This is a genomic window from Rhizobium leguminosarum bv. trifolii WSM2297, assembly GCF_000271845.1.
In genome coordinates this window covers 2,781,025-2,804,949 of record NZ_JH719395.1, presented here as the reverse complement: position 1 = coordinate 2,804,949, position 23,925 = coordinate 2,781,025, and the positions used below count along the sequence as shown (strand labels likewise).

General features: G+C 62.8%; 20 protein-coding genes and 1 pseudogene. 11 read left to right on the top strand and 10 right to left on the bottom strand.

All coding sequences use genetic code 11. From position 1 onward, the window contains the following. Positions 1-52: 52 nt before the first annotated feature. Entirely contained in the window at positions 53-1,225 is a 1,173-nt protein-coding gene (locus RLEG4DRAFT_RS28865; RefSeq protein ID WP_003582091.1) for an ABC transporter substrate-binding protein, read from the bottom strand. Positions 1,226-1,290: 65 nt separating this feature from the next. Beyond that, positions 1,291-2,463: a 4-hydroxybenzoate 3-monooxygenase gene (gene pobA, locus RLEG4DRAFT_RS28860; RefSeq protein WP_003582089.1), complete on the bottom strand. Its 1,173-nt coding sequence runs from the start codon at positions 2,461-2,463 to the stop codon at positions 1,291-1,293. A 118-nt stretch (positions 2,464-2,581) separates the two neighbouring features. Here pobA and RLEG4DRAFT_RS28855 point away from each other — a divergent pair, with 118 nt between their 5' ends. Further along, positions 2,582-3,472: a helix-turn-helix domain-containing protein gene (locus RLEG4DRAFT_RS28855; protein ID WP_003582087.1), complete on the top strand. Its 891-nt coding sequence runs from the start codon at positions 2,582-2,584 to the stop codon at positions 3,470-3,472. A 291-nt stretch (positions 3,473-3,763) separates the two neighbouring features. Further along, on the top strand, positions 3,764-5,365 hold the full coding sequence (locus RLEG4DRAFT_RS28850; RefSeq protein ID WP_003582085.1) for an inorganic phosphate transporter: 1,602 nt from the start codon (positions 3,764-3,766) through the stop codon (positions 5,363-5,365). 9 nt (positions 5,366-5,374) lie between these two features. Here the strand turns inward: RLEG4DRAFT_RS28850 and RLEG4DRAFT_RS28845 are convergent. Next, a pseudogene (locus RLEG4DRAFT_RS28845) lies at positions 5,375-6,945 on the bottom strand (putative bifunctional diguanylate cyclase/phosphodiesterase). Positions 6,946-7,353: 408 nt separating this feature from the next. After that, positions 7,354-7,908: a histidine phosphatase family protein gene (locus RLEG4DRAFT_RS28840; protein WP_003582082.1), complete on the bottom strand. Its 555-nt coding sequence runs from the start codon at positions 7,906-7,908 to the stop codon at positions 7,354-7,356. 232 nt (positions 7,909-8,140) lie between these two features. Here RLEG4DRAFT_RS28840 and RLEG4DRAFT_RS28835 point away from each other — a divergent pair, with 232 nt between their 5' ends. Genes RLEG4DRAFT_RS28835 through RLEG4DRAFT_RS28825 form a run of 3 tightly spaced genes read left to right on the top strand, consistent with a single transcriptional unit; the run spans position 8,141 to position 9,792 of the window. Further along, a complete protein-coding gene (locus tag RLEG4DRAFT_RS28835) occupies positions 8,141-8,350 on the top strand; it encodes a CbtB domain-containing protein (protein ID WP_003582081.1) in 210 nt (69 codons plus the stop codon). Positions 8,351-8,362: 12 nt separating this feature from the next. Next, positions 8,363-9,109: a CbtA family protein gene (locus RLEG4DRAFT_RS28830; RefSeq protein WP_003582080.1), complete on the top strand. Its 747-nt coding sequence runs from the start codon at positions 8,363-8,365 to the stop codon at positions 9,107-9,109. Between the two features lie 50 nt (positions 9,110-9,159). Continuing rightward, a complete protein-coding gene (locus RLEG4DRAFT_RS28825) occupies positions 9,160-9,792 on the top strand; it encodes a hypothetical protein (protein WP_003582079.1) in 633 nt (210 codons plus the stop codon). On the opposite strand, the gene RLEG4DRAFT_RS28820 is transcribed toward RLEG4DRAFT_RS28825, so the two are convergent. After that, on the bottom strand, positions 9,777-10,439 hold the full coding sequence (locus tag RLEG4DRAFT_RS28820; protein WP_003582078.1) for a sulfite oxidase-like oxidoreductase: 663 nt from the start codon (positions 10,437-10,439) through the stop codon (positions 9,777-9,779). The two genes, RLEG4DRAFT_RS28825 and RLEG4DRAFT_RS28820, sit on opposite strands and share 16 nt — an antisense overlap. Positions 10,440-10,626: 187 nt before the next feature. Between RLEG4DRAFT_RS28820 and RLEG4DRAFT_RS28815 the strand changes: the two genes are divergently transcribed. The 6 genes from RLEG4DRAFT_RS28815 to RLEG4DRAFT_RS28790 all read left to right on the top strand — a co-directional run bounded on the left by RLEG4DRAFT_RS28815 (position 10,627) and on the right by RLEG4DRAFT_RS28790 (position 18,406). Further along, a complete protein-coding gene (locus tag RLEG4DRAFT_RS28815) occupies positions 10,627-12,423 on the top strand; it encodes a sensor histidine kinase (protein ID WP_280805590.1) in 1,797 nt (598 codons plus the stop codon). Beyond that, a complete protein-coding gene (locus RLEG4DRAFT_RS28810; RefSeq protein WP_003582076.1) occupies positions 12,420-13,754 on the top strand; it encodes a sigma-54-dependent transcriptional regulator in 1,335 nt (444 codons plus the stop codon). The genes RLEG4DRAFT_RS28815 and RLEG4DRAFT_RS28810 overlap by 4 nt, the downstream gene beginning before the upstream one ends. 215 nt (positions 13,755-13,969) lie before the next feature. Beyond that, complete coding sequence (locus RLEG4DRAFT_RS28805; protein WP_003582075.1) at positions 13,970-14,953, top strand: tripartite tricarboxylate transporter substrate-binding protein; 984 nt, start codon at positions 13,970-13,972, stop codon at positions 14,951-14,953. Positions 14,954-15,167: 214 nt separating this feature from the next. Further along, complete coding sequence (locus RLEG4DRAFT_RS28800) at positions 15,168-15,629, top strand: tripartite tricarboxylate transporter TctB family protein (protein ID WP_003582072.1); 462 nt, start codon at positions 15,168-15,170, stop codon at positions 15,627-15,629. A gap of 9 nt (positions 15,630-15,638) precedes the next feature. After that, positions 15,639-17,144, top strand: a complete 1,506-nt coding sequence (locus tag RLEG4DRAFT_RS28795) for a tripartite tricarboxylate transporter permease (RefSeq protein WP_003582071.1) — start codon at positions 15,639-15,641, stop codon at positions 17,142-17,144. Between the two features lie 92 nt (positions 17,145-17,236). Continuing rightward, complete coding sequence (locus tag RLEG4DRAFT_RS28790; protein WP_003582069.1) at positions 17,237-18,406, top strand: M20 aminoacylase family protein; 1,170 nt, start codon at positions 17,237-17,239, stop codon at positions 18,404-18,406. Between the two features lie 172 nt (positions 18,407-18,578). On the opposite strand, the gene RLEG4DRAFT_RS28785 is transcribed toward RLEG4DRAFT_RS28790, so the two are convergent. Genes RLEG4DRAFT_RS28785 through RLEG4DRAFT_RS28765 form a run of 5 tightly spaced genes read right to left on the bottom strand, consistent with a single transcriptional unit; the run spans position 18,579 to position 23,909 of the window. After that, positions 18,579-20,366, bottom strand: coding sequence for an adenine deaminase (locus RLEG4DRAFT_RS28785; protein WP_003582067.1), 1,788 nt, complete (start codon positions 20,364-20,366; stop codon positions 18,579-18,581). Then, positions 20,363-21,283, bottom strand: coding sequence for a nucleoside hydrolase (locus RLEG4DRAFT_RS28780; RefSeq protein ID WP_003582066.1), 921 nt, complete (start codon positions 21,281-21,283; stop codon positions 20,363-20,365). The genes RLEG4DRAFT_RS28785 and RLEG4DRAFT_RS28780 overlap by 4 nt, the downstream gene beginning before the upstream one ends. A 4-nt stretch (positions 21,284-21,287) precedes the next feature. Continuing rightward, complete coding sequence (locus tag RLEG4DRAFT_RS28775; RefSeq protein ID WP_003582064.1) at positions 21,288-22,313, bottom strand: ABC transporter ATP-binding protein; 1,026 nt, start codon at positions 22,311-22,313, stop codon at positions 21,288-21,290. After that, positions 22,306-23,085 (bottom strand): ABC transporter permease, encoded by a 780-nt coding sequence (locus RLEG4DRAFT_RS28770; RefSeq protein ID WP_003582062.1) that lies wholly within the window; start codon positions 23,083-23,085, stop codon positions 22,306-22,308. The genes RLEG4DRAFT_RS28775 and RLEG4DRAFT_RS28770 overlap by 8 nt, the downstream gene beginning before the upstream one ends. Further along, positions 23,082-23,909 carry an ABC transporter permease gene (locus RLEG4DRAFT_RS28765; protein ID WP_003582060.1) on the bottom strand — a complete coding sequence of 276 codons (828 nt, stop codon included), beginning with the start codon at positions 23,907-23,909 and terminating at the stop codon, positions 23,082-23,084. The genes RLEG4DRAFT_RS28770 and RLEG4DRAFT_RS28765 overlap by 4 nt, the downstream gene beginning before the upstream one ends. Positions 23,910-23,925: the final 16 nt, after the last annotated feature.

Sequence of the window (23,925 nt, the reverse complement as noted above, 5' to 3'; positions counted from 1 at the left end):
CGACGGGCTCGGCTGACATGGCCGAGTCCGTCGCGTATCGCGATTTAGGAGCTTACTTGACGGCCACCAGGCCCGGATCGCTCTGCTTCTCGAAGGTCTGGATCTCCTTGTTGATGTAGGTCCCGTCATCGGCCTTGGTGACTTCGCGCAGATAGATGTTCTGCGTGATGTGACGGCTTTCCGGGTCGATCGAAACCGGACCGCGCGGGCTCACCCAGGCAAGACCCTTGACCGCATCGACGGCCTTCTGGGCATCCTGCTTGCCGCCCGTCGCCTCGATCATCTTGTAGATGACATACATGCCGTCATAGGCGCTGACTGCGGGGAAGGAGAGTTCGGCCTTGTTGCCGATCGCCTTGGTCGCCGCCTCGACGAAAGCCTTGTTTTCAGGAGAGTCGTGCGACACCGCATAGTGGAAGGTCGTCTGGATGCCGAGCGCGGCGTCGCCAAGCGCCGGCAGGTCGGATTCCTGCGTCAGATCACCCGGCGCGAAGAACTTGATGCCGGCGGCCTTCAGGCCGTTTTCGTTATAAGCCTTGACGAAGCCGAGCGTCGTCGGACCCGACGGCAGGAAGGCGAAGACGCCTTCAGCGCCGGAATCCTTGATGCGCTGCATGATCGGGCTGAAGTCGTTGGTCGCAAGCGGCATGCGGATCGCCTCGATCACCTGGCCGCCGGCCTTCTCGAACCCGGTCTTGAAGGCGTTCTCGGCGTCGATGCCGGGGCCGTAATCGCTGACGACCGAAATCACCTTCTTGACGCCGGCGTCGAAGGCGACCTTGGCGATCGGCGTCGAGGTCTGCCAGGTGGTGAAGGAGGTGCGGACGACGAGCGGGCTCTTGGTCACGATCGCCGAAGTGGCGGCGTTCATGATGACCATCGGCACATTGCCCTGCTTCAGGACCGGCGTCACTGCCATGGCATCCGGGGTGAAATAGAAGCCGGCGAGATACTGGACCTTTTCCTTGACGATCAGTTCCTGCGCCAGCGCCTTGGATTGGGCCGGATCGGCCTGCGGCACGTCGCGATAGACGATTTCCACCGTGTCGTTGCCGACCTTGCTGCCGTTAACCGCCATATAGGCGTCGATGCCGGCCTTGAAGTTCTTGCCCTGGAGCGCGAACGGACCGGAGAACGGGCCGATGACACCGACCTTGATGGTGTCGGCATAGGCGGCGCTGCCGAGCACGATTGCCGCAAGCGCGGCGAGAACGAGCTTCTTCATGGTTTTGGTTCCTCCCTTTTTTAAATGCGGACCTCGATGGTTCGCACGAGTCTCAAATCTTCCTGTCAGAATGGCAATCCCACATAGTTTTCCGCCAGCGCCGTCGAGGCCGCGCGGGAATGGGTGAGATAGTCGAGTTCCGCCTCTTGGATCTTCTGGTCGAAATCACCCGTATCGGGAAAACGATGCATCATCGTCGTCATCCACCAGGAAAACCGCACGGCTTTCCACACGCGGGCAAGCGCTGTCTGCGAATAGGCATCGATGCCGGCATCCGAGCCTTCGCGGTAATGCTCGATCAGCCCGGAGAAAAGGTAGTGGACGTCGCTCGCCGCCAGGTTCAGCCCCTTGGCGCCAGTCGGCGGCACGATGTGCGCGGCGTCGCCGACCAGGAAAAGCCGGCCGAAACGCATCGGCTCGGCGACGAAGGAGCGTAACGGAGCGATCGATTTCTCGAACGACGGCGCCGTCATCAAGGCTTCGGCGTGATGGGCCGGCAGACGCCTTCTTAACTCCTCCCAGAAGCGATCGTCGCTCCAGTCTTCGATCTTCTCGTCGAGCGCGCATTGGATGTAATAGCGGCTGCGCGTCGCCGAGCGCATCGAACAGAGGGCAAAGCCCCTCGGATGGTTGGCGTAGATCAGTTCATGGCTGACGGGCGCCACATCGGCAAGCAGGCCCAGCCAGCCGAAGGGATAGATCTTCTCGAAATGCCTGATCGCCTTTTCGGGAACGGCCTTGCGGCTTGCTCCATGAAAGCCGTCGCAGCCGGCGATGAAGTCGCAATCGATGCGCTGGGTGACGTGGTCTTTCGTATAGGTGACAAAAGGGGAATGCCCATCGAAGTCATGCGGTGTGACGTCGGCGGCATCGTAGATCGACAAGGCGCCGCTCGCTTCGCGCCGCTCCATCAGATCGCGCGTCACCTCGGTCTGCCCGTAAACGGTGACGCGCTTGCCGCCGGTCAGCTCATGCAGGTCGATGCGATGGTCGCGTCCGTCGAAGGCCAGCGAGAAACCGTCATGCGGCAGGCCTTCGGCATGCAGTCGCGCTGCCGATTTGGCCTGATCCAGCAGTCCGACCGTGCCTTCCTCCAGAACGCCAGCGCGCACCCGGCCGAGGATGTAATCCTTGTTGACGCGGTCAAGAATGACATTGTCGATGCCGGCCTCGGTCAGAAGCTGGCCGAGCAGCAGGCCAGATGGGCCTGAACCGATGATGGCGACCTGGGTTCGCAAATGCGTCCTCCCTCACATTTTTGCGTTTTGCCAGATTCTGCCGTGTCGCCCAAGCCGCGGCAATGGACATCCCGGCCAAAAAATTGCACTAATCGAACATTGGTGCAGGAGAAGTGCCATGCGCAGACATGTACCGACCTACGAGCTCTACGGCGAGAATACCGGGCGAGGACCGGAATTCTGGTTGCATTGCGAAACAATTCGCTCCCGCAGCAGCTTGCATCAATGGGAGATCCGGCTGCATCGGCACGAGAGTTTCTTTCAGATATTGTACATCGAAAGTGGTTCGGGCGATGCGATCTTCGCCGACGAGAGCCATGCCATTCGTCCGCCGGCCATCATCACCGTACCGCCGGGCCTCAATCATGGCTTTCGGTTTTCACGCGATATCGACGGCCTGGTCATCACCATATTGCGATCCCATCTCAGCCATCCGCTCGGCGACCGAAGCCAGTTGGGCGAATGGCTGGCGACGCCGCATCTGACGTCACTTGATCCTGGCAATACCGAGGCTGCCTATGTCATGCAGACGTTGCGACGGCTGGGCGACGAATTCGAAAATCGCCGCAGCGGCCGCAACGAGATGCTGGGCGCTTACGTTGCGCTGGCGCTGCGGCTGACGGCGAGGGTTTCCCATCAGGGAAACAGCGATGCGCTTGCGTCGAACGAGAATGGGCGGCGCTTAGAAATGCTGGACGAGCTTCTTCAGCAGCATTTCCGATCGCACAAGCCCGCTTCCTTCTATGCTAGTGAGCTTGGGATTTCGCCGACCCATCTCACCCGCATCGTCCGGTCGATGACCGGCAGCACCCCGCACGAGCTGATCGCCGGCAAACTCATCGAGGAGGCGAAGCGCCAGCTGGTTTTTACGCTGGGCAGCGTTCAGGAGATCGGCTTCCGGCTCGGCTTTGCCGATCCCGCCTATTTCTCGCGCTTCTTTCTCAAATATACCGGCGAAACACCGCGGGTCTGGCGCGTGAAGGAGAAGGTGCGGCTTGAGGGTGTATAGCAGCAGAGATTGCCAGAGCGATCACTTTGCAAGGAACCCTCGACACGGTCTTTATCGCTTGAAATGCTCGATTTTCCGCAGCTACTCAGCCGATCATCTTGTTCCGCTGGAATTGTGAAGCAGCATCCGGACGAATGCGCCCGGCGGCAAGCCTGTGACAGCCAATATCGCCTGATGTCAGCGTCTTAGAGAGCGGCCGAGGCAAGGGCGTCATGGGGGCGTCATGAGAGCTTCACGCTGCGGAACTATTAACAAAAAGCAAGTTTGCAAAACGGAATAAGGAACTATGCCATGGCCGATATTGCCCCCAGCCAGGTTCATAGCGACACTTCCCACCCGCTCCACAGTTCGAATTCGACCGGCAAGTGGTTCTTGCCGCTCTTCGCGCTGGTTCTGGTTTGCGGCCTTGGATATGTCGCCTATGCACTCGGACGCGACCTGACGTCAGCAGTTGCCGTTCCCTGGATTCTGCTCGGCCTTGCGCTGCTGATTGCGCTCGGCTTCGAATTCGTCAACGGTTTCCACGATACGGCCAATGCCGTCGCCACCGTCATCTACACCCGTTCCATGCCGGCGGAATTCGCCGTCATCTGGTCGGGCTTCTTCAACTTCCTCGGGGTGTTGACCTCGAGCGGCGCCGTCGCCTTCGGCATTCTGGCGCTGCTGCCGGTGGAACTGATCCTGCAGGTCGGCTCCGGCTCAGGCCTTGCCATGGTCTTCGCACTGCTGATTGCCGCGATCGTCTGGAACCTCGGAACCTGGTATCTTGGCCTGCCGTCGTCGAGTTCGCACACGCTGGTCGGTTCGATCATCGGCGTCGGCCTCGCCAACCAGTTCTTGGCGCCGGCAGGCACCGCGACGAGCGGCGTCGACTGGTCGCAGGCGACCAATATCGGCCTGTCGCTGCTGATCTCGCCGCTCATCGGCTTCGGTCTTTCCGCCGTTCTTCTGCTGGTCATGAAGGTTTTGATCCGCAACAAGGCGCTGTATGACGAACCGAAGGGCAACCAGCCGCCGCCGCTCTGGATCCGCACGATCCTGATCTTCACCTGCACGGGCGTCAGCTTTGCGCACGGCTCCAACGACGGCCAGAAGGGCATGGGTCTCATCATGCTGATCCTGATCGGTCTGGTGCCGACGGCCTTCGCGCTGAACCGCACGCCCGACGTCAACTATCTCGAAGCCTACAAGTCGGCGTCGGTCCAGGTGGAAACCGCGCTCGGCAAATATGTAAAGCCCGGCGTGACCGTCGCCGACTACAAGGCCGAGGTCAGCAACGCCGTCAAGAACAAGACCTGGACGGACGCGACGACACCGGCCCTGCAGCAATATATCCATCAGACAAGCGCTGAAGTCGCCGCCTTCCCGACGCTCGAAGCGGTGCCGACCAATCTCGTCGGCAACGTCCGCAACGACATCTACCTGATCGGCGAGGCGCTGAAACTGATCGACAAGCAGAAGCTGCTGCCGATGGACGCCGGCGATCTCTCGGCGGTGACGAACTACCACAAGGCGGTCGACAACGCGACGAAGTTCATCCCGCTCTGGGTGAAGGTGGCGGTGGCAATCGCGCTTGGCCTCGGCACGATGGTGGGCTGGAAGCGCATCGTCGTCACCGTCGGTGAAAAGATCGGCAAGACGCACTTGACCTACGGCCAGGGCGCGGCAGCCGAAGTCGTGGCGATGGTCACCATTGCCTCGGCCGATCACCTCGGCCTGCCGGTCTCGACCACGCATGTGTTGTCGTCAGGCGTCGCCGGTACCATGGCGGCAAACGGTTCCGGCCTGCAATGGTCGACCGTCCGCAACATGCTGATGGCCTGGGTGCTGACGCTGCCGGCCTCGATCGCGATCGCCTTCGTGCTCTTCGTGATCCTGCGCCAGGTCTTTTAACGGGCTCCGTTAGGCCGTGGATGCCAGACTGGCATTGCGATCGCTGATGAAGATGCCCGCCTCGGCGGCGGGCATCGCCTTGCCGAAAAGATAACCCTGGCCGATGTCACAGCCGAGCTGCAGCAGGAAGGCGAGCTGGCCGTGCTCCTCGACGCCCTCAGCTGTTGTTTTGATGTTGAGGCTCCGGCCGAGGCCAAGCATGGCGCGGACGATCTTTTCCTGACGTTCGTCGCCGCGATAGGTGGCGATGAAACTTTTGTCGATCTTGATCTTGTCGAAACGATAGCGGGCGAGCTGGGCCAGACTTGAATAACCCGTGCCGAAATCGTCGAGCGCGATCTGGATGCCGGCCGCGTGCAGTTCATCAAGGATGACGGCGGCGATGGCGGGATCCTGGATCAACGCGTTTTCGGTGATCTCCACTTCCAGGCGCTGCGGCGGCAGCCGGGTTGCCGAGAGAACCTTAAGAATGCGCGACGTCAGCAGCCTGTCTTCCATCTGTACCGGCGAGACGTTGAAGGACAACATCACATGGTCCGGCCAAGTGAGCGCGTCGCTGCAGGCCTGGGCGAGAAGATCCTCGAACAAGGCGGTGATCATCCCGTTCTCCTCGGCGATATCGATGAAAACAGGCGGCGGAATGTTGACGCCGTCTTCGCCGATCCAGCGCGCCAGCGCCTCGAAGCCACAGAGCTGACCGGTCTTCAGGTCGATCAGCGGCTGATAGAAGGGTTTGATCGCCTTGTTGGCGATTGCGGCGCGCAGCCTGGTTTCCAGCGCCGCGCGTTCCGCTACCTTGTCCTGCATCGCCGGTTCGAAAACGAAATAGTGGTTGGGGCCGCGTGATTTCGCTTCGTACATGGCGAGGTCGGCCCGATGAGCGGCATCCTCCAGCGGTTCGGCTCCCTCGGCCCAGCGGTCGTAGCCGACGCTGGCGCCGACTTCGACGGCAAAACCATCGATATGGATAGGCCGGGTGACGGCCTGGATCAGCAGCCTGGCAAAACGCTCCTCGCGCTGCGCCGTCAGGGCAAAGGCGACAATGATGAATTCGTCGCCGCCGAAGCGATAGACGCAATCGGCATTGCCGAGCGCGCAGATCCGTCTGGCGACCTCGATCAGCAGAATGTCGCCGCCCTTGTGGCCGACGAGATCGTTGACTTTCTTGAAGCCGTCGAGATCGACGGAGAAGAGCGTGACGTTGTGGTCCCACTCCTCGATCTGGTCCTCGTCGTCCTTGATCGGACGTGAGAGGATCTTGCGCTCGAAGGCGTAGCGGTTCGGCAGCTTGGTCAGATGGTCGTGGGTTGCGGTCCAATCGGCCTTCGCCTGGGCGGCGGCGCGCAGTTCCGTTTCCTTGCGCAGGTCGGCGATGCGCAGCACCGAATAGATGAAGCTCATGGCGCCGGCAATGCCGAGCGCCAGAACGAGTTTGTCGGCGCCGTATTCGCCGAAACCGGTCATGAAGAAGACAAGGCTGTCGTCGACCTGCAACAGCGCACCGAGAAGCCAGAGAGTTAACCCAGCCCGACGATCGACACGCACTGCCTTCCGGCCCTGCTCTGGAAAAACACCGGCATATGGCCTTCTCCATCTCCACCCTGTGCCGAACTATCATGAAAGTCTGAAATGTTCGTTGAAACCAGAAGGCGAATTATTGGAGACGGCAGCCTTTTGCTGCATCGTCGAGAGACGGACAGCTTCTCGTGAAGCGGGGGCCGGGAACAACGAAGGCGAGCGTGCTGGTGCATCGCTCGCCTTTTCTCGTGTTTCAGGCGGTGACGATCAGCAGCGGAACGCTGACGATGAGACCGACCAGAACCGTGATTGTGGCGAAACGCATCAACCGCAGGCGACGCGTGCGCTCCCCACTCCAATCATATGTCATGTCTTCCATCTCCTTGGGATAAGGAAGTAGTCCCGGCGAAACCGGGTTCAATAGAGATGACGCGATTTGCTTGTGTAAGGCTGGATAAGATGAGGGAACGCTAATGCGGGAAACGCAGGGACCAGCGCCGGCCGTTGCTGGTCATGCGAATAACAGCGAGCGGCTCGACATCGACGAGCCAGAAGGAGGAGGGCGGCGCCTGAAGCGCATGGGTGACCGCCGCCCGGATGACAGCGGCGTGGCTGACGGCGATCACATGGCCGCCGAGGGCGGATTGGCTCTCCATCCAGCCGGCGACGCGCATTCCGAGATCAACAAGGCTTTCGCCGCCGTGAGGGGCCGCTTCCGGATTCGTCATCCAGGCCATGAGGTTTTCCGGCTCCTCGGCCTCTATCGTCGCGATCGACTTGCCGGCCCAGCGGCCATGATCGCAGTCGCCAAGGACTGGGTCTATCCGGGCTTGAAGGCGAAGCGCGTCGGCGGTCTGGCGCGCGCGCAAAGCCGGGCTTGCGGCAATACGATCGGCGCGGGGCAGGGCGGCCATCCTACCGGCTTCCTCCGTCGCCTTGTCTTCCAGCGGTTCGTCGACCGGAAACAAGGCCTTGCGGCTCGCCGCCGTTGCACCATGGCAGATCCAGGTAAGGCGCGTGTTCACGGTCTTCTGATCCCCCGGGAATACAGTTGGACAGCCCTTTGCCGGCGCGTGATGTTTCGTTGACAGTCTCTTCGGCATGCAGATATAACCGGGCTGTTGCGGGTTTGGAAGCCGGTGGAAATCCGGCGCGGTCGCGCCACTGTGACCAGCGTGTCGAAGGCTCTTCGCGCTGGAAGTCAGACCTTACCGCACAAACACTCTTTCGACTGAACGCGTCATTCCGGAGGAATACATGTCTGACACCACTTTCGCGCCCGTAGCAGTACCGGCCCCGATCCCCGTAGGAGAAATCCTGCCCTGGGCGATCTTCGGCGGCCTGCTGATGCTCATCGTCCTCTATTTCGTCGGCACCGAAGAGGGCGCGATGGCGCTGTTCAACGGCATGTATGTGCATGAATTCGTGCATGACGCCCGCCATCTCCTTGGCTTTCCCTGCCACTAAAGGGATACTCACATGGTTGGAAATCTTCTGCTTCGCGGCATGCTCGCGGGCCTGATTGCTGGCATCCTGGTTTTTGCCTTCGCCCATACCTTCGGCGAGCCGCTGGTCGACGCGGCGATCGCCTTCGAGGAGGCGAGCGCAAAGGCTGCCGGCGAAGTTGCCGAACCTGAAATCGTCAGCCGGGCCACGCAGGCCGGTCCCGGCCTTTTCATCGGCGTCATGGCCTACAGCATCGCCGTCGGCGGGCTTTTTTCGCTCGCCTTCGCTTTCGTGCACGGCCGCCTCAGCAGCCTTTCGCCACGCGGCACCTCTGCCGTCATCGCCATTGTCGCCTTCGTCGCGATCGTTCTGGTTCCCGGCATCAAATATCCGGCCAACCCGCCGGCGGTCGGCAATCCCGATACGATCGGCGTCAGGACGGAAATGTTCTTCCTGATGATCGTCGTTTCGCTTGCCTCGCTGGTTGCGGCGGTTGCGCTTTCTCGCCGCCTTGCCGACCGCTTCGGCCTGTGGAACGGCGCGATCATTGCCGGCGCCGCCTATCTCATCTTCGTCGGCGCGGTTCTCTATCTGCTGCCGCCGATCAACGAGGTGCCGGAGAACTTCTCAGCGATGGTGCTCTGGCGGTTCCGCACGACCACGCTCGGCATGCACGCGGTTCTTTGGGCAGCGCTCGGTCTTGTTTTCGGAGTACTGGCGGAAAAGCGGCTCGCCGTCAAAGGCGGGCAACGTGGCCGGAAGGCAGCGGCATATCATTGAACGCATCGAGGGCGCCGCCTTTTGCCGGCGCCCTGAACTTTTCGGGCGCTATGAATAGCAGCAGAACCATATCACGCCTGTTGACGGCATTTGCCACCGCCGCTTTCTTTTGGATGGTTGCTGGAAACGCCTTTGCGCACAGCCCCAGCGATGGCGGCAGCCATGCCGGTCTGGATATCCCGGAAATTTCCCATGGCGAGATGGCTATCATATCCGACTATCGCAGTCGTATCATCGACCTTGCATCCAGTGCAGTCGATACAAACGAGCCGTTCAGACGGGTGCTGAACTATGCCGAAATCCAGTATTCCTATTGTCTATGGGGACGGATGCCGGGCAGCGTGACGGACGAGGAAAGCCCGTTCAACGAATGCGCCCATGCCTATCTCGCGGCGGCCAAGGCAGTATTGCTTTCGATGCGGGAGATGCCGCGGGAGGCCGTTGCTGCGGGTGAAATCATTTCCGCTGTCGATGCCGATATGGTGCGGCGTAGCCTGGCGCTCATCACCTGCCGGTTCAGCGGCGAAGCCTTCAACACCGCCGATGTCGTCAAACCACACTGGAGTAAAGTGCCGTTTCACGCCGCGAGCATGGCGTCGTTGACGGGGTTTGCCTTTTTGCTCGGATTTGCCGTCTTCGGGCTTTGCCGCTTCCTGCGGTTGAAGGCTCAATCGTCGGAATAGCGCTGCTCGTGCCACGGATCACCAAGCATGTGGTAGCCGTTCTTTTCCCAGAAGCCGGCTTCGTCGGCGGGCAGCAGTTCAATGCGGCGCAGCCATTTGGCGCTTTTCCAGAAATAAAGATGCGGCACGACCAGGCGCATCGGGCCGCCGTGGTCCGGCGTCAGCGGCAGGCCTTCCCAAGAGGTCGCAAGAATCGCGTCCTCGGCGGCGAAATCGCCAATCGGCAGGTTCGTGGTATAGCCGTCGTAACTCGTCAGCATGACGTAACCGGCTTGCGGCTTTGGCATGGCGAGATCAAGCAGATCGCGGGTCGAAACGCCGTTCCATTTATTGTCGTAGCGCGACCAGGTGGTGACGCAGTGAATATCGCTGACCCTGGTGCTCTGCTCGATCGCCTGGAAATCGGCCCAGCTGAGGGTAAGCGTCGTTTCGACGAGGCCGCGCACCTCGAGCCGCCAGCTATCGGTCGAGACAACAGGCTGCTGGCCAAGGTCGAGCACCGGCCAGTTCTTGACGAGGTGCTGGCCCGGCGGCAGGCGCTCGGCTTCAGGGCGGCTGATGCGGCCGGTCAGGAACTTGCCCTCCGCCGCCCAGCGACGCTTGGAGCTGGTGAGCTTGCTGTCGGCGGGCGTGTTGTCGTCGCTCATGATGGGTTCCCTTGCGATGCGGCAATAGGATATCGGCGCTTGACGGGTGTCAAGTTTCGACGGCCCTTGGAAATCACAGTCGGTGTCATTAGACTTGGACCGTCGGGTATGCCTCGCTGGGGAGTGGAGGCGGAAAGGGGAGGAGCCGGACCTGTCTTTGCGATATCGTGCGATAGCTGCGTTGCTGGTGGTGCCGCTGATCATCTTCGCCTTCTTCACCTTTGGGAGCGCGATCGCGACACGCGCCTATATGGGGGAGGCCTCGGCGCAGGCGGGAACGGCGCTGCGCCTTGCCGTCTCGGCGCTCAGCGGTCACCTCAACCGCTACGAGGCGCTGCCGGCGTTGATTGCCGATCACGACGACATCAAGGAACTGGTCAGCGCGCCGGACAATGCAGCCTTGCGCGATGCGGCCAATCTCTATCTCAAGGAGATCAACGGGCTGCTGAAATCCTCCGATATCTACGTGGTCAAGCCGGACGGCGAGACGATCGCGGCCAGCAATTACGACGGACCGGGAAGCTTCGTCGGACAGAATTTCAGCTACCGGCCCTATTTCCAGGACGCGATCGAAGGCCGACAGGCGCGGTTCTACGCGCTCGGCACGACGTCGCTGAAGCGCGGCTATTATTTCGCTGCGCCGATCCGAACCGGTGCGGATATTCGCGGCGTCATCGTCTTCAAGGTCGATATCGACATGATCGAATCCTCCTGGGGCGGCGGTGAATACAAGATTTTCGTGTCCGATCCGGAGGGCATCATTTTCATGTCCGGCAGTCCGGAATGGCTCTACGGCGCAATCCTGCCGCTGACGGCCGACCGCATCGCGCGCACGGAAGCATCGCGGCGTTATGCCAATGCCAGGCTGACGGCGCTGCCGGTGACCCGCCAGCGCTTTGAGCCGCACGAGCTGATGACACTCGCGGGCGAGCGCGGATCGAGCGAGTATCTGGTGCTTTCGCACTATATGCCGGCCGAGGACTGGACGGTGAACGTGCTGATGGAAACGAGTTCCATCCGCGCCCAGGCGCGCACGGCGCTTGCGGCGGTTTTCCTCATCCTTTGCATTGCCGGGTTGGCGGTCGCGGTTCTGCGCCAGCGGCGGGCGCGGCTCACCGAGCGCATGCAGATGCAAACCGAGGCTCGCAACGAGCTGGAGCGGCGCGTCGAAGAGCGCACGGCCGATCTTGCCCGCGTCAACAGCCGGATCGAGGAGGAGATATCAGAACGGCGTCTGACCGAGCAGCAGCTCCGCCAGACGCAGGCCGATCTCATCCAGGCGGGCAAGCTTGCCGGCCTCGGGCAGATGTCGGCTGCTCTTTCGCATGAGTTCAATCAGCCGCTTGCCGCCGCCAAGACCTACACGGACAGCGCATCCGTTCTCATCGATCGCGGTCGAACGGAGGAGGCGCGGGACAATATCAGGCGTATCGGCGGGCTGATCGATCGCATGGCCGCAATCAGCCGGCACCTGCGCAACTTCGCCCGCAAACCGAACGAGAAGCTCGGGTCTGTTTCTCTCGACGAGGCGATGCATGACACGCTCGAAATCGTCGCCTGGCGGCTGAAGGCGGCCGATGCCGAGTTCCGGCTGGATCTGGGAACCCGCGCGCCGGTGGTGCGTGCCGGTTCGGTGCGTCTGCAGCAGGTGCTGGTGAATGTGATTTCCAATGCGGCCGATGCGGTGGAAGGGCTGGACGACAGACGCATCGAGGTTTCGGCCTTCGAGGAGGCAGGCAAGGTTGTGCTGACGGTGCGGGACCACGGGCCCGGCGTGCCGGCGGCAATCGCCGAGCGTATCTTCGATCCCTTCTTCACCACGAAAGGGGTCGGCAAGGGGCTCGGTCTCGGGCTGTCGATCTCCTACAATATCATCAAGGATTTCGGCGGCAGCCTTTCCGTGGCCAATCATCCGGAAGGCGGTGCGATGTTCCGTATCGAGCTGCAATCGGCGGCAGGGCTGATGCCGGAGGCGGCGGAATGAACGATGCGAAGATCCTGCTGGTCGACGACGAAGAGGAACTGCGCCGCTCGACGGCGCAGGCGCTGGAGCTTTCCGGCTTTAGCGTCGAGACCTTTTCGAACGGCGATCATGTGCTGGAATTGATCGGCTACAGTTTTCCCGGCGTCGTCGTCAGCGATATCCGCATGCCCGGCATGGACGGGATGACGCTGATGCAGAAGCTCCGCGAGCTCGACCCGGAGGTGCCGGTCATTCTCGTCACCGGCCACGGCGACGTTCAGCTTGCGGTGAAGGCGATGCGCGAAGGCGCCTATGATTTCATCGAGAAGCCGTTCACGCCCGAGATGCTTGCCGGCGTCATCCGCCGGGCGATGGAGCGGCGTGGTCTCGTGCTCGAAAACCGGCTGCTGAAAGCGGTCGCCGGCAAACGCGACGATATCGAGGCGCGGCTGCCGGGGCGCACGCAGGTGATGGTGGATCTGCGCTACCGCATTCGGGCGATCGGCGCGAGCGATGCCGATACGCTTATTGTCGGCGAAACCGGCGCCGGCAAAGAGGTGGTGGCGCGGGCGCTGCACGATATCAGCGCCCGGGCGAGCCGGCCGTTCATCGCGATCAATTGCGCAGCATTGCCGGCAAACCTGATCGAGAGCGAGCTCTTCGGCCATGAGGTGGGCGCCTTTCCCGGCGCGGTGAGGCCGCGTTACGGAAAATTCGAGCATGGGCGCGGCGGCGCCATCCTGCTCGACGAAATCGGCTCCATGCCCTTCGACCTGCAGGCGAAGTTCCTGCGGGTGCTGCAGGAGCGCGTGATCTCCCGGTTGGGATCGAATGAGACGGTGGCGCTCGACGTGCGCTTTATCGCCACGAGCAAGGTGGATCTGGAGGCCGAGGTGGCGGCGGGGCGCTTCCGCGCCGATCTTTTCTATCGGCTGAACGTCGCGACGCTGCATGTGCCGTCGCTGTCGCAGCGCCGGGCGGATGTTCCGCTGCTCTTTCTGCAGCTGGTTCGGGAAGCGGCGGCCCGCTACGGCCGCGACGAGGTGGCCGTGCCGCCCGAGGTGATCTCCGACATTGCCCAGCGTGACTGGCCGGGCAACGTGCGCGAACTCAGAAATGCCGCAGACCGTCTGGTCCTCGGTCTCGACGATGGCGGGCCACAGGCGGAGGAGGCGACCGGGCTGGCGGAGCGCGTCGCCGAATTCGAACGGGGCGTCATTGCCAGCGCGCTGGTGGCGCATGGCGGTAGCCTCAAGCCGGTTTATGAGGCACTCGGCATTTCCCGCAAGACGCTCTACGAAAAGATGCAGAAATATGGCCTCGACAAGCGAATGCTGACCACGGAAGGCTAATTCTCGGCGGCCGCCTGTGTTGGCGATGGGTGGAAATCCACCCATCGCCCAAGCCGTTTGTTTCCAAATCGACCCATGCTGCATCGCACTGTTGCAAAATCGTCTCTCGAAAGTGGTGGCAGTGATTGCGGGTCGGTTTTTCCCGGCGGCAAATAGGTCATGCCCGGCGCGGAGGATGTGTCGGCGGGCTTGCTTGTTTCATCAGGGAGGAAACGATGAAAATTCTGAAGGCCATGCTCGGCCTGACCGCGGCTGCCGCAGTCTCTGTTCTCGCCGGCGCCGCTTCGGCGCAGACCTATCCCGAACGCACCATCACGATGGTCGTGCCGTTTGCGGCTGGCGGCCCGACCGACACCGTCGCGCGCCTCGTCGCCGAATCCATGTCGAAGGATCTCGGTCAGCAGATCGTCGTCGAAAATGTCGGCGGCGCCGGCGGCACGCTCGGCGCCGGCCGCGTGGCGAGTTCCGATCCCGATGGTTACACCATCCTGCTGCACCATATCGGCATGGCGACCAGCGCCACGCTCTACCGCAAGCTCGCCTATGACACGCTCGGCGCCTTCGACTATGTCGGCCTCGTCACCGAGGTGCCGATGACGATCGTCGCACGCAAGGATTTCGAACCGACCGATCTCAAGGGGCTGATCGACTATGTCAAGGCCAACAAGGACAAGGTGACGGTTGCCAATGCCGGCATCGGCGCTGCCTCGCATCTCTGCGGCATGATGTTCATGAGCGCCATCCAGACGCCGCTGACGACCGTTCCCTATAAGGGCACCGGCCCTGCCATGACCGATCTGCTCGGCGGCCAGGTCGACATCATGTGCGACCAGACGACCAATACGACGAAGCAGATCCAGGGCGGCACGATCAAGGCCTATGCCGTGACCTCGCCCAAGCGCCTCGACGTGATGAAGGACATTCCGACAGCTGTCGAAGCCGGCCTGCCGGGCTTCGAAGTTGGCATCTGGCACGGCATCTACACGCCGAAGGGCACGCCGGCAGCGATCAACGAACGGCTGTCGAAATCACTGCAGGTCGCGCTCAAGGATACGAACGTTGCCGCGCGATTCGCCGAACTCGGCACGGCGCCATCCTCGGACGCCGACGCGACGCCGACTGCACTGAAAGCCAAGCTCGAAAGCGAGATCGCCCGCTGGAAGCCGGTGATCGAGGCTGCCGGCGAATATGCCGACTAGTGAGGGATGTGCCAGGAATAGCCCCTCACCCTAACCCTCTCCCCGCTCGCGGGGAGAGGGACGTGCCCTGCGAGACGTGGCGGGGAACGGAAGGTTGCGGCGCGTTCCCGTCTTCCCGCTTGCCGGGGTCCGAAGGACGGTGCCGGCAGGCGCATGAGGGGCAATTGCTGCAGTGCCGATGTTACGTGAACCATCTCCAACTCCAGGAGACACCATGAAATCCATCAGTTTCGATACCACCAACGCGATCTGCGGTGCGCTTTTCGTCGCGACCGGCGCTTTCTTCGCCCTGCAGTCGCTGGGGCTCGACCTCGGCACGGCAGTACGCATGGGGCCTGGTTATTTTCCGCTGGTGCTTGCCTGCGTGCTCGTGCTTCTCGGAGCGATCATCTTCATCCAGGCGCTGCGCGTCGAGGGTGAGCCGATCGACCCCTTCGCCTGGCGCGGCATGCTGTTCATCCTGCCGGCGCCGGTCTTTTTCGGGCTGACGGTGCGCGGGCTCGGCTTTGCGCCGGCGCTGTTCTTCACCGCCTTCATCGCCTGTTTCGCATCGCAAAAGATGAATGTGTTCTTCGCGATCATTCTTTCGCTGCTGCTGACGGTCTTTTCGGTGGCGGTCTTCAGTTATGGGCTCGGCCTGCCGTTCGAGCGCTTCGGCCCCTGGGTCCGGTTCTAGGAGGCGATGATGGATCTTTTCAGCAATCTCGCGCTCGGTTTTGCGACAGCCGGCACATTCGACAATCTGCTCTTCTGCCTGATCGGCGTGCTGCTCGGCACGTTGATCGGCGTCCTGCCAGGCATCGGCGCCACGGCGACGATCGCCATGCTCCTGCCGATCACCTTCCAGCTCGAACCGGTCTCCTCGCTGATCATGCTCGCCGGCATCTATTACGGCGCCCAGTATGGCGGTTCGACGACGGCGATCCTCATCAACATGCCGGGCGAATCCTCTTCCGCCGTCACTGCAATCGACGGTTACCAGATGGCGCGCAAGGGCAGGGCGGGAGCAGCGCTTGCGATCGCCGCACTCGGCTCGTTTTTCGCCGGCACGGTCTCGACCTTCCTCGTTGCGATCTTCGCGCCGCCGCTCACCGCCATCGCGCTGCAATTCGGCTCGGCCGAATATTTCTCGCTGATGATCGTCGGCCTCGTGTCGTCGATCGCTCTCGCGCATGGCTCGGTGGTCAAGGCGCTGGCGATGGTGGCGCTCGGGCTGCTGCTCGGTCTCGTCGGCACCGATATTTATACCGGCACGCCGCGCTTCACGCTCGGCATCCGCGAATATGCCGACGGGCTGAATTTCGTGGCGCTCGCGGTCGGCGTCTTCGGCGTGGCGGAAATCCTGCGCAACCTCGAAGGCGAGTCGACCCGCACGGTGCTGATGGCCAAGGTGTCCGGCCTCTTGCCCTCGCGCCAGGAATTCAAGGAGATGATTGCGCCCATCATTCGTGGCACGGCGATCGGTTCGGCGCTCGGCATCCTCCCGGGTGGTGGTGCGATCCTTGCCTCCTTCGCCTCCTATACGGTGGAGAAACGCCTGTCGAAGACGCCGGCGGAATTCGGCAAGGGAGCGGTTGCCGGCGTCGCCGGACCGGAATCGGCCAACAATGCCGGGGCGCAGACCTCGTTCATTCCGTTGTTGACACTCGGCATTCCGGCCAATCCCGTCATGGCGCTGATGGTCGGCGCGATGATCATTCAGGGCATCGTACCGGGACCGAACGTCGCCACCGAGCAACCGGCGCTGTTCTGGGGCATCATCGCCTCGATGTGGATCGGCAACCTGATGCTCGTCATCCTCAACCTGCCGCTGATCGGGCTCTGGGTGAAGCTGCTGACCGTGCCCTACTACGTGCTCTTCCCCGTCATCATGGCCTTCTGCTCGATCGGGGTCTACAGCGTCAACGCCAACGTCTACGACCTCTATGCCGTCGCCTTCTTCGGGCTAATCGGATATGTGCTGGCAAAGCTTCGCTGCGAGCCGGCGCCACTGCTGCTCGGCTTCGTGCTCGGACCGCTGCTCGAAGAGAATCTGAGGCGCGCGATGATCCTGTCGCGCGGCGATCCGACCACCTTCGTCACGCGGCCGATCAGCGCCACGCTTCTGGCGATCGCGGTCGCCGTGCTCATCGTGGTCTTCCTGCCGAGCGTCAAGAAGAAGCGCGAAGAGGTGTTCGTTGAGGAGACTTGATGGTTGAACTTGCGGTCTGTTTGATGAACAAAGGATGATCTGATGCGGGCGCCGGTTGGGCGCCCGCTTCGCTTGACAGGACATCCAGGCCCATGAGCATTCCCGCCCGGATCAAGGACGATCTGCCGTTTCTTACGTCCTTGCGCCGTGATCTGCATGCCCATCCCGAGCTCGGCTTCGAGGAGGAGCGTACCAGCGGCATTGTCGCGAGACTTCTTGATGAGGCGGGCATCACGGTGCACCGCGGCCTCGGTGGCACCGGCGTGGTCGCCACGCTGCAGGTCGGCAATGGCACCCGCACGATTGGGCTGCGCGCCGATATGGATGCGCTCGCCATGCCTGAAACGGCGGATCGCCCCTATAAATCGACGGCTCCGGGGAAGATGCATGCCTGCGGCCATGATGGTCATACGACGATGCTGCTCGGCGCCGCGCGTTATCTTGCGGCGACGCGGAATTTTTCCGGTACGGTACATTTCATCTTCCAGCCGGCCGAAGAGGGCCGCGGCGGGGCGAAGCGCATGGTCGACGAGGGGCTGTTCAAGCTTTTCCCCTGCGACGCCGTCTACGGGCTGCACAACATGCCCGGTCTTGCGGTTGACGAGATCGCCGTGGTCGAGGGGCCGCAGCTTGCTTCTTCCGACAGCTGGCGCATTACCTTCCGCGGCATCGGCACACACGGCGCCAAGCCGCATCTCGGCCGCGATCCGATCACGGCCGCCGCCACCTTCCTGTCATCGCTGCAGACGATCGTCGGGCGGGTAGTCGATCCGTTGCAGCCGGCCGTCGTCAGCGCCTGTTTCCTGCAGGCGGGTGATTCCAAGGCGCTGAACGTCATCCCCGATATCGTGGAGATCGGCGGCACGGCGCGGGCCTATTCGCCTGATGTGCGCGATCAGTTGGAAACCGAGATCGGCCGGTTGGCGAGCGGAACGGCGGCGATGTACGGGATTGAGGTCGACTATCGTTTCGAGCGGCGCATCCCGCCTGTCGTCAATGACGGGGAGGCGACCGCCCGGGCGCTCGCGGCGGCCGGCACGGTGTTCGGCGAGAAGGTGCGGACGAATTTTCCACCGTCGACGGCAGGGGACGACTTTGCCTTCTTCGCGCAGAACGCGCTGGGTTGTTATGTCTGGCTCGGCAATGGCCCGGCAGTGGACGGGGCGCTGCATCACAACACGGCCTATGATTTCAATGACGGGGCGCTTGGATATGGGGCGGCTTATTGGGTGGCGTTGGTGGAGCTGGAGTTGAAGACATAAGGTCGCGTTTGTGGCCCCCTCATCCGCCTGCCGGCACCTTCTCCCCGCTGGGGCGAAGGGGATGTGTCGCGAGGTCTCTATTCCTCTTCTCCCCAGCGGGGAGAAGGTGCCCGTAGGGCGGATGAGGGGGCTGCACGGCACTCCCTCTCGTTTGTGGTCTGTGCGTCCCGACTTACAAAACCTCCAGCACCGGACTTTCCATCACGCTTCCCGTCACCACATCGGCAATCCCCCGGTCCGTCTGGTGCGGGCCGGTATTGCAGGCGAGCGTCGCGCCGAAGCAGGCCTTGAAGACTCGATAGGGCGGTTTCCAATCGACGATTTTTCCCATCGCCTTGCGGATGTCGGCGAAGGCGGAAGCGGTGTCCTTCAGCGATGCATCGGTCACTAGGCCGGAGAGCGGCAGCGGCAGGATCGCCTCGATCTTTCCGTCTTTGGCGACCGCCATGCCGCCGCCGGCTGATATGACGGCGTTGGCGGCAAGCGCCATGTCGCGTGCATTGCCGCCGAAGACGGTGAGGTTGTGGCTGTCATGCGAGACGGTGGTGCAGAAGGCGCCGCGCCATTCGCCCCAGCCGGTGAGGAAGCCGATACGCGGGGTGCCGTCGGCCTCGCCGTAGCGGTGGGCGACGGCGATCATGGCGCTACCGGGCGGTGGCATGACGAACCCGTCTTTGACCTCCGTCTCCGCCTCGCCCCATTGCGTGAAGCGCGGGCGATCGATGGTGGCGACGCGGACGCGTTCGCCTCTCGAGGGAATGCGGAAATCATTCTCGCCGAATTGCGGAAGCTTCACCGAATTTTCAAGCGGTGACGTATCGCGCTGTCGGACGTCAGCCTGCATGCTGCCGTTGCGGGCGGCGATGCGGCCGCCCGAGATGACCAGCCGCGCTCGGAATTCCGTAAAGTCCTCGAAGAGCACGATGTCGGCACGGCGGCCAGTGGCGAGGAGGCCGAGATCCGAGCGCTTCAGGCGCTGTGCGGCGTTGAAGGTCGCGGCCCGCAGCGCCCACTCCGGCTTCATGCCGTAGCGCACCAGACGGCGGATGACGTCGTCGAGCCCGCCGCCTTGATAAAGTTCATCGGGAAAGACATCGTCGGTGCAGAGGGTCACGGTCGGGGGCAGGTGGCCGAGACCATTCAGCACCTCGACGAATTCCCTGAGCAGATGGTCATGGGAGCCGCGCAGCTCGATCGTCAGGCCGGCGGAAAGCTTGGCGGCGAGGTCGGCACCGGAGGTGAGTTCGTGGTCGGAGGTGACGCCTGCTGCCATGAAGGCGTTGAGATCGGCGCCCTCGAGACCGCGAGCATGGCCGCAGACGAGTTTACCGGAGGCAAGACCGGCATTGACGATATCAGTCATGCGCGGGTCGCCGTCGATGACGCCGCGCATATTCATGACTTCGGCGACGCCGCCGACGGCCGAGGAGCGCAGCATCTCGGTGACGATGGCGGCATCGAAATCGGCGCCGGCACGTTCCAGGCCCGGTGCCGATGGCACGCAGGACGGGGCAAGCAGGATCATACGCAGCGGCAGTGAGCGCGCCGCCTCGATCGCCCAGCGCACACCGTCGAGGCCATGGACGTTGCCGAATTCATGCGGATCCCAGACGATGGTGGTCACGCCGCGCGGCAGCACGGCGCTTGCATATTCGGCCGGCGTCACCATCGAACTTTCGACATGTATGTGCGTATCGATCAGACCGGGCGTCAGGATGCCGCTCTTGGCATCGATGATCTCGACCGCATCCGTGCGGCTTGCCGGGGCATGGACGCTGGCGATCAGGGCGCCGACGAGACCAATATCAGCGTCCCGGATCAGGCCGGTCACCGCGTCGAGCAGGCGGCCGCCGGTAATCAGCACGTCGAAGGGGGCATCGCCGCGCGCAGCGGCAACGGCGCGGGCGCGCAAGGCGGGATCGTTGAGATCGAAAGGTTCCTGGCGAGGGGTGGCGTTCATTTGCGGGCCTCGTTGACCAGGGCGGCGAGAATGATCACGCGCGCCCTCTCGGCATCGATATCGGTGGCGAATTGCGCATTGAAGGTCGCATGCGTGGCGCGGGTCTCGACGACGGTGCGGCCGCGGGTCAAGCTGCCCTGCAGCTCGACATCGATGCGCGCCGGGCGGAAGCTGACGATATCGGGAGCGATGAAAGCGACGGCAGCGCAGGGGTCGTAGATCGCCATGCCAGGGCGGCCGCGGCTGGTGGCGATGCTTATATAACCGGAAAACATATCGGCAATCAGCTCGGCATTGGCGCCGCCGGCATGACGCACAGGCTCGGCATCCTCCGGCCTTGCCAGCACCTTGCGGCAGAGGTCGAGATCGACCATGCGCAGCGGCAGACCATGGGCGATGACGATCGACAGAGCCTCGGGATCGGCGAGCGCATTGAATTCGGCAGACGCCGTGTGGTTGCCCGACGTCACGGCGCCGCCCATCCAGACGAGGTCGGTGATGCGGGCGGCAAGATCGGGGCGGGCGAGCGCCACGGCGGCGATATTGGTGAGGGGGCCGAGCGCCAGGATGCGGTGCTCGCCCTGGCCTTCCAGCCAGCTGCAAAGTGCTGTGAAGGCGTCGCTTTCGGCAAGGGCGGCTGCCTCCGGCAGGCTCTTGCCGGATGTCGGGATGCCGGTTGTGCCGAGGATCGCCTCAGCGGTTTCGAGCTTGCCGAGAACCGGCGTGGCGCGGCCGGTGTGGATGGGGAAGTTCCAGCCGAAGGCGCTAGCGGCGCCAGCGGCATTCCTTCTCACCTGCGGCAGCGGTGCATTGCCGAAGACCAGCGACACGCCGTCGATTTCGAATTCCGACTGTGCCACCACCAGAATGGCGGCGATGTCGTCGAAGCCCATGTCCGTATCGATCCAGACGCCCATGATTTCACCCGAACCGTTTGAGGTTTGCCGCGCCGGCAACCGGCAGGTCGAAGGCAAGCGCGCTGCCGATCTCGTGGGACGGCAGGCCTGCGTCGATTTCGGCCTTGATGGGGCCAAGCGGCGTATCGAGCAGATATTCGCGGGTGCTGCCGGCGAAAGACGTGCCGCGCACCGTGCCTTGGAACGGGCCAGAGCCGAGGTTGACCATGCGCGGGCGCCAGGCGAGGCCTGCCGTGGCTTCCGGGGCCGGGCCGGAAAGTGCTACCGGGCCGTTCGGCGTCGCAAGCTTATTATCTATCAGCGCAAAGACATTCTCGAAGCCGACGAAATCGGCGACGAAGGCGGAGGCGGGATTGTTGTAAATCTCCTCAGGCGTGCCGATCTGCTCGATGCCGCCATTCAGCATGACGACGATGCGGTCGGCGAGCGCCAGGGCCTCGACCTGGTCGTGGGTAACGAAGATCATGGTGACGCCGGTCTCCTTCTGGACACGCTGCAACTCGGCCCGCATCTCGAGGCGAAGGCGGGCATCGAGATTGGAGAGCGGCTCGTCGAGCAGCAGCAGTTTCGGCTCCATCACCATCGAGCGGGCAAGCGCCACGCGCTGCTGCTGACCGCCGGAGAGCTCAGCGGGTTTGCGGCCGGCGAAGGTGGTGAGCCCGACGGATTTCAGGCCGCCGCCGACGCGGTTTTCGAGATCGGCGCCCGACATGCCCTTGAGGCGCAGGCCGAAGGCGACGTTCTCATAGACCGTCAGATGCGGGAAGAGCGCGTAGGACTGGAAGACCAGGCCGATGGCGCGTTTGTTGGCGGAGACGCGGGTGATATCGGCGCCATCCAGGCTGATGCGGCCGGAGGCGGGCGTCAGCAGGCCGGCGATGGCGCGCATCGTCGTCGTCTTGCCGCAGCCGGAGGGACCGAGAAGGGCGACGAGTTCACCTTTGCCGATCGCAAGGTCGAGATCCCTCACTGCGACCGTATCGCCATAGGCGAGCGTCAGCTTGTCGAGTTGAAGATAGGCATCAGACATAACGCGAGAATCCCAGGAAGCGTTCGGCGAGGAAGACGATGCCGATCGACAGGAAGGCGAGAAGAGCGGATAGCGCTGCGATGGAAGGGTCGTAAGTGGTTTCCATGTAGCCCAGCATGTCGATCGGCAGCGTCCGGACGCCAGGACCGGAGAGGAAAAGCGAGACCGGCACCTGATTGAAGCTGGTGACGAAGCCGAGGATGAAGGCGGCCAAAATGCCGCCGCGGATATTCGGCATCACCACGCGGAAAAATGCGCCGAGCCTGGAGGAGCCGAGGAGGACGGCCGCCTCCTCGATATCCGAGCGCAAATTGTCGAGGCTCGCCGAAACGACGCGCACCGCATAGGGCAGCACCAGGGCGGTATGGGCAAAGAAGAGCGCCAGGGTGATGTTGAAGCCGAAGGGCACGACGAGATACCGCAGCAGCGCCAGGCCGACGATGATGCCGGGAACGATGATTGGCAGCGAGACGATGGTGCGGACGGTTTCGGCCGCGGGCAGCCGGTAGCGCGACAAGGCATAGGCGGCCGGGATGCCGAGAACGAGGGCTGCGAATGTTCCGAAGACGGCGAGGAACATCGACATGGCGAAGCTGTCGCGGAAGCTTTCGATGGTGAAGACCTTCACGACCCAGCGCAGCGACAGTCCCTGCGGCGGGAAGGCCAGCGTATCGCCCGATGATAACGAAGCGGCGATGATGATCAGGAACGGGCCGATCAGGAAGACCAGAAGCAGCAAGAGCACAATGGGTGAAAACAGCCGCAGGGTCATCGGCGATTCCTCGCCGTCGCAAGGCGTTTCAGCAGGATGTTGGCGGCAAAGCTCATGATGATCAGGATGAAGGCGATGACGCTGGCCGAGACAAAATTATTGGCGACGGAAACCTGCTGATACAGCAGCGTTTCGAGCATCAGCACCTTGGAACCGCCAAGCACGGCAGGGGTGATATAGGCGGTCAGCGAACCGGTGAAGACAAGCGTGCCGCCGACGACGAGGCCTTCCCTGGTCAGCGGCAGGATGACCTTCCAGAAGACCTGGAACCAGTTGGCGCCAAGAACGCGGGCAGCCGGAATCGCATCCCTAGGCATGTTTTCGAGCGCACTGATCAGCGACAGGATCATCAGCGGCAGAAAAAGCTGCAGCAGGCCGATGAAGACCGCGGTCTCGGTGAACAGCATCCGCAGCGGCTCGGCGCTGAGGCCGAGGCCCGTTATCGCCTGGTTGACGATGCCGGTGCGGCCGAGGATGACGATCCAGGCATAAGTGCGCGCCACCGGCGAGATCATCAGTGGCAGGGTGACGAGGCCGATCATGCGGCCCTTGCCCTTCGGCGGCAGGTTGACGATGGCAAAGGCTGCGGCGTAACCGATGACTGCCGAGACGGCGGTGACTTCGATGCCGAGCCGGAAGGTTCGCAGAAAAACTGTGCGGTTCAGCGTTTCGGAGAAGAAATCGGCATAGGCCGATAGCGTCCAGCCGCCGCCGGCGTGGAAGCCTTCCGACAGCAGGATCGCGACGGGCAGCAGAAAGACGACGGTCGCAAAGATGGCTGCCGGCAGGGCAAGCGCCAGTGCTTCTGCGCGGTTCTGGAACATGAGGCGCCTTTCGAGC